Origin of the sequence: Luteibacter sp. UNC138MFCol5.1, from assembly GCF_900110505.1 — a bacterium.
GTDB lineage: Bacteria > Pseudomonadota > Gammaproteobacteria > Xanthomonadales > Rhodanobacteraceae > Luteibacter.
This window is the reverse complement of the sequence record NZ_FODZ01000002.1, coordinates 260,022-272,070: the sequence shown is the minus strand read 5'-3', so window position 1 is coordinate 272,070 and position 12,049 is coordinate 260,022. Positions and strand designations below refer to the sequence as shown.

The following is a 12,049-nucleotide window of genomic DNA, read 5'->3' as shown; positions in this document are numbered from 1 at the left end:
GTGGGAACCGATCGTATCGGCGATGGGAACCCGAGACGGTCGCCGCGTCAGCGAACGTCGAACGAAGGCGGTGCGTCCGACGCCTTCGACGCCCACGCCTTGTTCGGCTTCGTCGAGAGATCGAACTCGAGCCTGCCGCCCTTGAGCGCGAAATCCTCCGGCAGCCACGAGCGGGCGGACGGCTTGCCGTTCACCTTCAGCGCGACGACGTACGGCTTGCCCGCCCCGGCATTCGGCGCGTCGATCACGACATCGCCGTTCGCGCGATGGATCGTCGCTCGCTTAAAGAGCGGGCTGCCCACCACGAGCTCCGCGCGACCCGGAATGGCCGGATAGACGCCGAGCGACGCGAACACATACCACGACGACATCTCGCCCAGGTCGTCGTTGCCCGGGATCCCGTTGGGGGCGTTGAGCCAGATCGTGTCGAGCACCCGGCGGACGAGTTCCTGCGTCTTCCAGGGCTGGCCGGCGTAGTTGTAGAGCCACGGCGTGCCGATGGACGGCTCGTTGTCGAGTTCCGCATGCAGCGGACCGGACTTCGTCACCGCGAAGCTGCCGTCGGGCTGGTAGAAGAACGCGTCGAGACGCTTGCGCGCCTTCTCGCGACCGCCCATCGCATCGAACAGACCGCCGACGTTGAAGGGCACCATCCACACGTACTGCGCGGCGCTGCCTTCGACGAACCCGTCGCCCGTGGCGGGCGTGAACGCATGGGCTTCCTTGTCGTCGTCGTCCTTCACCAGCGCCCAGCTGCCGTCCGCGTTGCGGTTGCGGATGTAGCCGCCCTCCGGCGTGGCCTGCGGATCGAACAGGTTGCGCCAGTACTGCGCGCGATCGAGGAATCGTTTCGATGTGGCGTCGTCGCCGAGGCGCTGCGCGAGCGCGCTGATGCCGAACTCGGCGGCGACCGTTTCGAGCGTGTCGGCCGCCGGACCCCAGGCGGGTGCGCCGACCGGGATGTAATGCAGCTTGAGCCACGCGTCGAGACCGGGACGCTGGCCCACGCATTCGACTTCGCAGCCGTCGTGCGACGTATCGAGTGCCGTGGGGTTGTCCGCGGCATGCACCAGCGAGGCGAGGGCGCCCTTCGCGTCGAACCCGCGCGCGCCGAAGGCGTGGATACCGGCGATCGATGGCGCCGCCGGGTCGCCGTTCATTACGTGCGTGCCGCCGTTGTTGTGCGTCCAGCGGTCCCACACGCCGTTGTTCTGCTGCGCTTGGTTGAAGAGGCTCTGCGCGATGTCGCTGGCGGTGTCCGGCTCCAGCCATGCGACCAGCGGCAGCTGCGAGCGGTAGACGTCCCAACCGGAGAAGTTCGCGTACTGCGCCCGCTGCATGCCGGCGACGCGATGCACCTTGTCATCGAATCCCCGGTATTCGCCGTTGACGTCGCTGAAAACGTTCGGATGCATCAGCGAGTGGTACAGTGCGGTGTAGAACACCGTGCGCTGGTCGGGCGTGCCGCCTTCGATGTCGATGCGGGACAGGCGCTCGTTCCACGCGGCGACGGCCTTGTCGCGCAGGGACTCGAACGTCGTGCCTTTCGGGATCTCGGCGTCGAGGTTCGCCTGCGCGTTCGCGGCGCTCACGTACGAGATGCCGACGCGCACGTTGACGGCGCCGGTGCCCTTGGCGAATCCCACCCATGCGCCCGAACCCTTGCCGGCTTCGGGAAATCCCTTCGGGCCGTAACCCGTGCCGCCCTCGGCGTGCGTGCCACCCTTCGTGACCGTGGTGTCCTGCCAGGCGCCGGTCGAGGCGAAGGGCTGGTCGAATTCCGCCACGAAGTAGAGGGTGTAGTAGCTGCGGCGGTCCGCCTCGTTGATGTAGCCGCAGAAGTTGCCGCTGGTCACCTGGCCGCTGACGCGGCGGCTGGCCGCGTCGACCGTGACGGATGCGCGCTCCGATCCCACCTCCGAATCCGACGCCCGCACGAGGACGTTCGCCGGCTTGCCGGCGGGGAAGGCGAACCGCGCCGCACCCGAGTGCAACGCGGCGGTGAGGTCGGCCGTCACGCCGTTGTCGAGAGCGACGCGGTAGTGGCCGGCTTTCGCGGTTTCGTTGGCGTGCGAGAACTTCGACGCATACGCATGGCGGAAGTCGGTCGACGGCGACGCGACGATGTCTTCCGTGACCGGCATCAAGGGCACATCGCCCGACGCGCCGGCGCAGCCCCAGCCTTCGACATTGGTCAGGCTGAATCCGCGGATCGCATCGGCACGGTATTCGTAACCGCCCGGCGCGGCGATCGGCGCCTTCTTGCCCGGCAGCGGCGACGCTTCGGGACTGAACTGCAACATGCCGAACGGCATGACCGCGCCCGGAAAGACGTTGCCACCGTTCGTGGTGCCGATCAGCGGGTTGACGAGGTCGGCGGGGCCCGACGACGCGGCGGCGACGGCGGGGACGAGAGCGGCGGCGAGGGCGATCGGACGAAACACGCGCAAGGGGGATTCTCCGTGGGACCGGTACTTATATCGATTGAAATCGCTGGCGGACCGGATGTCCCGTGCCATGGGTCATGGTGACGTTGGAGCGGACCTGGCCGCGACACAGGATGTCCCTGTTGGAGCGGACCTGGCCGCGACGCAGGATGTCGCTGTTGGAGCGGACCTGGCCGCGATGGCCGCTCGCGGCGGTATGTGGTCTTGCGCGCCAGCTCCAGGGCACGGCGAAAAGCTGTCGCGGCCAGGTCCGCTCCCACAAGGGCATGCGGAAGCTGTCGCGGCCGGGTCCGCTCCCACATGCGATTTACCAGAGGATGCCGTTCACCGGCTTGCACGGCTCCAGGCCGTGGTTTTCGCCGAGGGCGTCGCGCAGGTCGATCTCGATGGCCTGCGTGAGGGTGGTCAGCGGCACGTCGTCTTCCAGGTTCTCGAACGGATTCTGGATGTCGTTGCCGATCTGCAGCAGTGCGAGGAACAGGAAGCCCGCCACGGTCGAGCCGAGCGGCGTGTACAGGCCCAGCGTCTCGACCAGGCCCAGCGGCAGCAGCAGGCAGAAGCCGTGCGTGAAGATCGCCGGGTAGGTGGCGTACTGCTGCGGGAGCGGCGTGTTCTTGATGCGTTCCATGCCGCCTTGCGCGTTCGAGATGTCCGACAGCGTGCGCGCGATGGTCGCCAGCAGGATCGGATCCGGGCGCGAGTCGGCGATCAGTCCGGCGGTACGGGCATGGATCGCGTTGGGCACGTTGGCGACGGCGCGCAACGCGCTGAGGTCGGCGGTCGGCAGGCGGTGGGCGAGTTCGTCCCACGGCTGCTGGCGTCGCAGGTGCAGGCGCAGCGCGTGTACGTAGGCGATCTGCCGGTGGATCACATCCTTCGCGAGGCCGCGGTCGGGCAGCAGCGTGAGGGCCTCTCGGGCGAGCGTGCGCGACGCGTTGACCATCGCGCCCCATAGCGTGCGGGCCTCCCACCAGCGCGCGTACGCGGTGGTGTTGCGGAAGCTCAGGTACACCGCGACCGCGGAGCCGAGCAGGGTGAGCGGCAGCGCGGGGAATTCCACCCAATGGGCGCCCACGAAGTACCAGAACGCCGTGACCGCGATGTCCCACGCGAGCAGCCAGACCAGCGGCCGCCCGACGTAACGCAGGATGTGTCCGAGGTGAGCCCGCCCCGGAACGATCATCCGCGGCTTTCCCGGCGGATCGCGTCCGCGAGCGGAAGGAAGCGGTCGGACTCCGCGTCGAGGACCGAGACGGTGCCTTCGCCGATGTCGTAGACCCAGCCGTGCAGCTGGATCGCCTCGTTGGCCAGCGCGGCCGCCACGGCCGGATGCGTGCGCAGGTGGACGAGCTGCAGGCGCACGTTTTCCTCGATCACGGCGCCGATGGCCTCGGGCCCTTCGATCTTGCGCGCGAACACGGCGCTGCGGGCGGCCTGCGCGTTGCGCAGCCACGCCTCGACCGTCGGCAGGTCTTTCGTGGATTCGGGGTTGAGCAGGCCCTTCATCGCGCCGCAGTCGCTATGGCCGCAGATGACGACGTGGCGCACACGCAGCACCGCGACCGCGAATTCGACGACGGCGGACACGCCACCGAGCATCTCGCCGTAGCCCGGCACGATGTTGCCGATATTGCGGCAGACGAAGAGTTCGCCCGGCTGGGTCTGCGTGATCATCTCCGGCACCACGCGCGAGTCCGCGCAGGTGATGAAGAGCGTGTGAGGACTCTGGCCTTCGGCCAGTTCGCTGAACAGCTGCTGGGTTTCCGGGAAGACGTTCCGACTGAAGTCTTCGACGCCCTTCAACAGGCCGACGAGGCTGTCGTCGCTGGGGGTTTCCTGGCTCATGGCTTCACCTTCGACATGTGCGCCGTGCGAATGCATGGCGGCTCGAACGGGAAGTTTAAGCCAAAGCGGGCGGGACGGAATGCGTGAGGGTATGGAGCGGCGGACGTGGGAACCGATCCGGCCGTGTGACGCTGTCGCGAGAAGCCATCGCGAATAGCAATCGCGCCCAGGTGCGCTCCTACGGCGAGGAGGGAGCGCACCGGGTGCCGCGGAGGCCTTACGCCTCCACGTCTTCCTTATAGGCGTCGATCGGGATGCAGGCGCACATCACGTTCTTGTCGCCGTAGACGTTGTCGACGCGCGACACCGGCGGCCAGTACTTCGACAGCTTCAGCGACGGCAGCGGGAACGCCGCCAGCTCGCGCGGGTACGCGTGGGTCCACTCGCTGCCCGTCACCATGGTGGCGGTGTGCGGGGCGTTGCGCAGCGGGTTGTCCTCGCGATCCAGACGGCCGTCCTGCACCGCGGCGATCTCTTCGCGGATCTGGATCATGGCGTCGATGAAGCGGTCCAGCTCGTGCAGCGATTCGCTCTCGGTCGGCTCGACCATCAGCGTGCCCGCGACGGGGAAGCTCAGGGTCGGCGCGTGGAAGCCGAAATCGATGAGGCGCTTGGCGACGTCTTCCGCACCGACGCCCGTGGCGTCCTTGAGCGGACGCAGGTCGAGGATGCACTCGTGCGCCACCAGGCCGTTACGGCCGGTGTAGAGCGTCTTGAAGTACGGCTCGAGGCGCTTGGCCACGTAGTTGGCGTTGAGCAGCGCGACCTGGGTCGCCTTGCGCAGGCCTTCCGTGCCCATCAGCGTGATGTACATCCACGAGATCGGCAGGATGGATGCCGAACCGAACGTGGCCGCGCTGACCATGCCCACCTCGCCCTCGCCGCCGAAGGCGCGAGGCAGGAAGGGAGCCAGGTGCGACTTGACCGCGCACGGGCCGACGCCTGGGCCGCCGCCGCCGTGCGGGATGCAGAACGTCTTGTGCAGGTTCAGATGCGAGACGTCCGAACCCCACTTGCCCGGCTTGGCGAGGCCGACCAGCGCGTTCATGTTGGCGCCGTCGGTGTAGACCTGGCCGCCGTGCTTGTGGACGGCTTCGCAGATCGCCACGACGTCTTCCTCGAACACGCCGTGGGTGGACGGGTAGGTGATCATGATCGCGGCGAGGCGGTCGGCGTACTTCTCGGCCTTCTCGCGGATGTCGTCGACGTCGACGTTGCCGTTGGCGTCGCAGCGCGTGACCACGACCGTCATGCCGCACATCTGCGCCGACGCCGGGTTGGTGCCGTGCGCCGATTCCGGAATGAGGCAGATGTCGCGATGGCCTTCGCCGCGCGAGCGGTGGTAGGCGCGGATCGCGAGCAGGCCCGCGTATTCGCCCTGCGCGCCGGAGTTCGGCTGCAGGCTGACGGCGTCGTAGCCGGTGCACTCGACCAGCATGGCTTCGAGCTCGTCGATCAGCTGCTTGTAGCCCTGCGCCTGGTCGGCGGGCGCCAGCGGATGGATGTTGGCGAACTCCGGCCACGTCACCGGGATCATCTCGGCGGTGGCGTTGAGCTTCATGGTGCACGAGCCCAGCGGGATCATCGTGCGGTCGAGCGCGAGGTCCTTGTCGGCCAGGCCGCGCAGGTAGCGCAGCAGTTCGTGCTCGCTGTGGTGCGTGTTGAACACCGGATGCTGGAGGAAATCGACGTCGCGCAGCAGGCCGCGGGGCAGGGCGTCCGGCGTGGCGGCGTCGAGCGCGTCGATGTCGTTCGCATCCGCGCCGAAGAGGCCGGCGAGCGTGACGATGTCGGCGCGCGTCGTGGTTTCGTCGAGCGAGATGCCGACGCTGGAGGCGTCGATCGCGCGCAGGTTGACGCGAGCGGCGGCGGCCTTCGCGTGCAGCGCCTTCGCGTCGATGCCCGTCACGTGCAGCGTGTCGAAGTAATCGCCGCCGACCGTGACGCCGGCCTTGCCCAGCGCGCCGGCGAGGATCGCCGCGAGGCGATGCGTGCGACGCGCGATGCGGACGAGGCCTTCCGGACCGTGATACACGGCGTACATGCTCGCCATCACGGCCAGCAGCACCTGCGCGGTACAGATGTTGGACGTGGCCTTCTCGCGGCGGATGTGCTGCTCGCGGGTCTGCAGCGTGAGGCGGTAGGCCGGCTTGCCCTCGGTATCGATCGACACGCCGATGAGGCGGCCCGGCATCGAGCGCTTATAGGCGTCGCGGCAGGCGAGGTAGGCGGCATGCGGGCCGCCGAAGCCGAACGGCACGCCGAAGCGCTGCGTGTTGCCGACCACGATGTCCGCGCCCCAGCTGCCCGGCGAGGCGATGAGGGTGAGGGCGAGCAGGTCGGTGGCGACGCAGACCACGGCGCCGCGCGCGTGCGTGGCGTCGGCGAGCGCCTTGTAATCGTTGATGCGGCCGTAGGTGTTCGGGTACTGCAGCAGGATGCCGAAGCTGTCGACCGTGCCGGCCTCGGCGTCCGGACCGACGTGCAGCTCGATGCCGACGCCGTCGGCGCGCGTGCGCAGCACGTCGAGGGTCTGCGGATGGACGTCCTGCGAGACGAAGAAGACGTTCGACTTCGACTTGCCGGAACGCTTCGCCAGCGTCATCGCTTCAGCGGCCGCGGTGCCCTCGTCGAGCAGCGACGCGTTGGAGATGTCCATGCCGGTGAGGTCGGCCACCATCGTCTGGAAGTTGATCAGGGCTTCCATGCGGCCTTGCGAGATTTCCGCCTGGTACGGCGTATAGGCCGTGTACCACGCCGGGTTCTCGAGCACGTTGCGCAGGATGACGTTCGGGGTGAGCGTGCCGTAATAGCCCTGGCCAATGAAGCTGCGGAACACGGTGTTCCTGTCGGCGATGGCGCGGATCTTCGCCAGCGCTTCTTCTTCCGTCACGGCGCGCGGCAGCGAGAGCGGGGCGGGGGACTTGATCGAGCCGGGAACGATGGCGTCGGTCAGGGCGTCCAGCGAGGCGTGGCCGACCACGGCCAGCATGTCGCCGATCTCGGCGTCGTTGGGGCCGATGTGGCGTTCGATGAACGCGCCATGGTGCTCGAGGTCGCGCAGCGAAGGAGAGGTTTTCTGGCTCATGGGAGGCATCCGGAAGAACGCGCCGTGCCGGCACGTGGGGCGCCCCTCTGTCCTTTTGCCTGAGAGTTTGGAGGCGGGAAGCCTCTTGCACCTTCGGCGCCGGATCGAACCGGTCTCTCCAGAGTGATGACCGCGCGGTGGTATGGGGGCCTGAGCGATTACGGGCGTTGCGCCTTCGGCAGCGGGTCCGTCCGCTTCTCCCACCGAGCTTTACCCCGCCGATTATACAGGCAGGCCGCCAGCCGTGTTCGCCGGACGCCGGAACGCGGCGTCCGGTCCCGAGCCGGGTAGGGCGGTGACGTGGTGCCGTGTCGGGATCCGGGCCAGCGTCGCGTGCCGGTCGCCTCGTGTTCGGGTCGGGCTGCTTCCATCTCCAGCGATCGGGCTGCGAACGGCGGTGAACATGGTGCGCCGGTTCTCAACGCTCTCCGTGATCTGATGAGAGTGTTCTCACGCGGCGGTGAAATCGCGGGAATAACGTCGTCTCCGGACTACACAAGGAGGTCCCCCATGAAACTCCCCCCGTGCATCCCCGCTCTGTCCGTCGCCATCGCCGTCTCGCTGTCCGCGACGGCTTCCGCCCACACCGATCCTGCCGCGCCCACCCTGATCACTTTCGGCGACGACGGCGCGGCCACGTCCGCCAGCCGCCTGACGCCCGAACGCATCGATGCCCTCGCGTCGGCCCCGGCGGGCACCGTGCTATCCCAGCTGGACACCGCCGCGTTGCCCCTCTCCGCCGCCGAGTCGACCACGCTCCGGCAGCTGTTCTCGAAAGGCGTTCCGGTCCTGCTCCACATGGACCAGACCGGCCCCGCCGACCTCGCGCGGGTGACCGAGATCTTCGGCATCGCGCCGACGGGCGGCGATGTCGTCCTGCGCCGTCGCGATGACGGCGGAATCCGCGTCTACGCGCCGACGGCTGGGGCCGACGACGCCGACCTGCTCCTGGCCATGGCGACCGACCGCGAAGGCTCGTCGCGCGCCGCGTCGGCGCCGGCGATCCAGGGCAGGGACGTGGCGCGCTTCTCCGCTCGGCTGGAGAGCGCGACCGCAGGCGACACCCCGCTGCTGCCCGCGCGGCATTTCGACGTGAACTTCGTGGACGCCGCCGGCGAGGTCTCGGGTGTCACCGGGATCGACGTGCTGCGTAGTCGCACGGCGGCCGCGGACATCAAGTTCGTCACGATCACCTCCAAGGCGACGGTGACCACCGCGAAGAACGGGATCAGCGACGGAAAGCTGACCGGACAGAACCTCTGGGCGACATGGCTTCCCACGCGTTATCGGGTAGCTCACTCGATCGACGCGGATGGTGCCACGCCGGTGTACGTCGACCACTTTCCCGTCACCGACGGCAGGACGGAGTTCACGCAGACGGACACGAAGATGCGCGGATTCACGGTCGGCGGCTCCACGGGATCCGAGGTCAGTCATTCGGGCAAGCCGGACGAGCTGCTCGCGGCGAAATTGCCGTTCAACCTGTCGTTCGGTTATGAGCACAAGTGGCAGTCCAGTGTCACCACCACCTTCAAGGACTATTCGCTGCTCGCCGCGCCCGAGGCCAACCGGTCGGTCCGCTGGACCGCGCTGCTGGCACCCAAACTGATCAACGTGCTGGTGAAACGCGTGCGTGCGAACGAGCCGCAGCTCACCGAGGAGTGGATGACGCCGATGATGCGTTCGGCGACACTGGAAACGCTGTCGCAGTGGAAATTGCCGGGTGGCTTCGAGGGCATGGCGACCGTCACGGTGGCCGCCGGCTACACGCTCGATCGCAACGAGTGGCGCTGGAAACGGGTCGATCTGGTGCACACGTTCGCGCAGGACGAGCGCGACGTTCCGGCATCGTTCGCGATCGACATGTCCGATCCCTACCTTTCGGCGGAGACCACCGTGCTGATCCGTTCCGCGGTCGGTTCGGGGCCGTGCCTCACCGGGGGCGACGTGGTCGGGCTCGCCCCGTGCAACGCCACGGACAGGCGGCAGATGTGGGGTCTCGACGCGGCGAAGCGATACGTGAACCGGGCCACGGGGCGCTGCCTCGCGACGCAGCCCGCCAGCGGCAACGTGGTCACCGAGGCATGTGAGAACGTCACGTTCGAGAAGCAGTGGCAATGGCGGGCCGATCGCCTGCACTCGCTCGTCGACCACGGGCGTTACCGCCTGTACGTCGAGAACGGGCAGGTACGCTTCCAGGCGCCGCCGGGACGGTTCCAGGACTACCCGGTGAACCCCTTCGCGACGCCACTCGAACCGTGGACCAACTACCCGAACGCCCCGCGCCCGGGCGTGGACCTGCAGCCGGCACCGGCCGGCTCGCGGCCCATTCCCATCGACGACGCGTGGGCATCGTTCGCACCGGTCAGCGACGACCAGCGCTGGTACGTCGAAGTGCTCCGACAGGGGCTCTGAGGCGACGACGTGGCGATGGATGCCATCGCCACGTCGTTCCCGCTCAGCGCGTACCGCGCATCACCACGGAGCCGGGCCTTCGCGACCCGTGAACGACGCGGTGGGCGCCGGGTTCGCGGTCGAGGCGAGCCGGACGATCTCTTCGGCGCCTTCCTCCAGCGTCTGCGAGCCGCTGTTGCCGTTGAGGTCGGTGGCCGTGTAGCCCGGGCAGGCGACATGGACGGTGATGCCGTCGTTCCTGACCTCGTCGGCGAGGATCACGCTGAACATGTTCAGCGCGGCCTTCGACGCGTTGTAACCGAGCAGTTTCACCGCGGCGAATTCCCAGGCCGGGTCGGCGTTGTAGGTGATCGAGCCCAGGCGGCTGGAGACGTTGATCACGCGCCCGGCGGCCGACTTCTTCACCAGCGGCAGCAGCGCCTGCGTCGCCGCCACGGTACCGAAATAGTTGGTGTCGAAGACGCGCCGCACGGCGTCCAGGTTCGCGGACGCCACGTTGCCGTCGCCTTCGAGCGCCACGCCGGCGTTGTTGATGAGGACGTCGATCCGCCCCTCGTTGGCCTCGATGTCGGCCGCCGCACGGGACAGCGAGGCCTTGTCGCCGAGGTCCAGGGGAACGAAACGGACGTCGATCCCCTCGCCACGTAGCGTGGCCTCGGCGGCCTGGCCGCGGCCGGCGTCGCGGGCGCCGAGGAGGATGCGATGGCCGGCCTTGCCGAGCTGGCGGGCCACTTCCAGACCGATGCCCTTGTTGGCACCGGTGACGAGGGTGACGCGGTCTTGGTGATTCATGGCGGTTCCTTGTTGAATACGGGCGGGGTATCCCCATCCCTCGACTTAGGTATCGCCGCCTGCCTTTGCCATTCGCATATGCCCGCCGCCCCCGAGCACGCCCTGAAACCCCGTAAACGACCGCGCCAGGCCCGTTCGGCCGCCACGGTGGAGGCCATTTTCGAGGCGACGATTCAGGTTTTGCTCTCCGATGGACTCGCTGGCCTGACGACGACGCGGGTGGCCGGCCGGGCAGGGGTATCGGTAGGCACGATGTACCAGTACTTTCCGCACAAGGACGCCCTGCTGTACGCGGTGCTCGAGGACTACCTCGACGATGTCGTCGGCGCGCTCGAAACCGCATCGGATCGTTACCGGGGCCTGCCCCTCGCCGAGATGTCCGATGGCCTGGTGCACGCGTATCTCGATGCCAAGATGCGCCATCTGCCGGGCGCGCAGGTCCTTTATGTGGTCGCCACCGAACTGGAGACGACCGACCTGATGGGTGACATCTGCGCCCGATGCGAGGCGCCCATCGCACGCATGCTCGCCACCGCCAGCGACGTCCGCTTCGACGACCTTGCGCGTGTCACCGACGCGTTTCGCGCGATGCTCGGCGGCGTCGTCCGCGCGATACTCGAAAACGACGTATCGCCGCGCGCGCTCGCGATGCTGCGAACGGAACTCCCCGTCATGTGTCGCGCGTACCTGCAGGCGTCGGCTCGTCTGGTCGAGCCGTGACGCGCGATGGCGTACCGTCGCGTGGCGGGAATATCCTCAACATGATCGTAAGGGGTGGGCGATGGCATTTCGGGTGCTGATCATCGGAGGCACGGGGCAGGTCGGCGCCGCCGTCCTGCGTTCACTGCTCGCCGAGCCGGCGTGCGCCGAAGTCGTGCAGATCAATCGCCGCGATGTCGGCCCTTCCACCGACGCCCGCCTCCGCCATGTCACGCTCGACACGTCGTCCGTCTCCTTCGCCGACGCCGTGGCGCGTCTGGCGCGCGACATGCAGGCATCGGGCGAACCGGTCGTCGGTGTCTCGTGCGTCGGCGTCGGAGCCGGCAGCCTGAAGTGGTCGGAAGACGCGTTGATCGCCCTGGAAGTCGGCGTCGTCGGTGCTTTCGCTCGTGGCTGCCGCGCCGGCGGAGTCGATCGATTCGCGTTGCTTTCGGCGGTCGGCAGTACGTCGAACAGCAGGTTCCGCTACGTCAGGGTCATGGGCCTGAAGGAAGAGGCGGTAAAAGCAGTCGGTTTCCCGCGCCTCGCGATATTTCGCCCGGGCATCATCGCCGGCAACGCCCACACGCCCGGCTACGTCGCGTGGCTGGGCCGCCTCGTGCCGGGCAAGTTCGGCGTCGTCGATCAGGACGACATCGCACGCGCGTTCGTCGCCGTGTCGAGGCAGGACGACGGGGAGAGGGGAGTCGTCGTTCTGGAGAATGGCCGGATGAAGGAACTCGCCCGGTCGTTCTGAGCGGCA

The 12,049-nt window shown here is 68.1% G+C and carries 8 protein-coding genes and 1 riboswitch; of the genes, 3 read left to right on the top strand and 5 right to left on the bottom strand.

Annotated elements, in window-relative coordinates; translation table 11 throughout:
- Positions 1-47 precede the first annotated feature (47 nt).
- From BMY69_RS05550 to gcvP, 4 genes are all read right to left on the bottom strand, one after another.
- Positions 48-2,444, bottom strand: a complete 2,397-nt coding sequence (locus BMY69_RS05550) for a GH92 family glycosyl hydrolase (protein ID WP_255364501.1) — start codon at positions 2,442-2,444, stop codon at positions 48-50.
- Between the two features lie 310 nt (positions 2,445-2,754).
- Positions 2,755-3,630 (bottom strand): bestrophin family protein, encoded by an 876-nt coding sequence (locus BMY69_RS05545; RefSeq protein ID WP_090175900.1) that lies wholly within the window; start codon positions 3,628-3,630, stop codon positions 2,755-2,757.
- Positions 3,627-4,292 (bottom strand): carbonic anhydrase, encoded by a 666-nt coding sequence (locus tag BMY69_RS05540; RefSeq protein WP_090055614.1) that lies wholly within the window; start codon positions 4,290-4,292, stop codon positions 3,627-3,629. The genes BMY69_RS05545 and BMY69_RS05540 overlap by 4 nt, the downstream gene beginning before the upstream one ends.
- 217 nt (positions 4,293-4,509) lie before the next feature.
- Positions 4,510-7,389, bottom strand: a complete 2,880-nt coding sequence (gene gcvP, locus BMY69_RS05535; RefSeq protein ID WP_090175898.1) for an aminomethyl-transferring glycine dehydrogenase — start codon at positions 7,387-7,389, stop codon at positions 4,510-4,512.
- 28 nt (positions 7,390-7,417) lie between these two features.
- Positions 7,418-7,512, bottom strand: a riboswitch (glycine riboswitch).
- A 378-nt stretch (positions 7,513-7,890) separates the two neighbouring features.
- On the opposite strand from gcvP, the gene BMY69_RS05530 reads away from it, so the two are divergent.
- Positions 7,891-9,795, top strand: coding sequence for a ricin-type beta-trefoil lectin domain protein (locus BMY69_RS05530; RefSeq protein ID WP_090175896.1), 1,905 nt, complete (start codon positions 7,891-7,893; stop codon positions 9,793-9,795).
- A 60-nt stretch (positions 9,796-9,855) separates the two neighbouring features.
- On the opposite strand, the gene BMY69_RS05525 is transcribed toward BMY69_RS05530, so the two are convergent.
- On the bottom strand, positions 9,856-10,587 hold the full coding sequence (locus tag BMY69_RS05525; protein ID WP_090175894.1) for an SDR family oxidoreductase: 732 nt from the start codon (positions 10,585-10,587) through the stop codon (positions 9,856-9,858).
- On the opposite strand from BMY69_RS05525, the gene BMY69_RS05520 reads away from it, so the two are divergent.
- Both BMY69_RS05520 and BMY69_RS05515 read left to right on the top strand, forming a co-directional pair.
- On the top strand, positions 10,579-11,307 hold the full coding sequence (locus BMY69_RS05520; RefSeq protein ID WP_255364500.1) for a TetR/AcrR family transcriptional regulator: 729 nt from the start codon (positions 10,579-10,581) through the stop codon (positions 11,305-11,307). The two genes, BMY69_RS05525 and BMY69_RS05520, sit on opposite strands and share 9 nt — an antisense overlap.
- A gap of 61 nt (positions 11,308-11,368) precedes the next feature.
- Positions 11,369-12,043, top strand: a complete 675-nt coding sequence (locus BMY69_RS05515) for an NAD-dependent epimerase/dehydratase family protein (protein ID WP_090175890.1) — start codon at positions 11,369-11,371, stop codon at positions 12,041-12,043.
- Positions 12,044-12,049 lie beyond the last annotated feature (6 nt).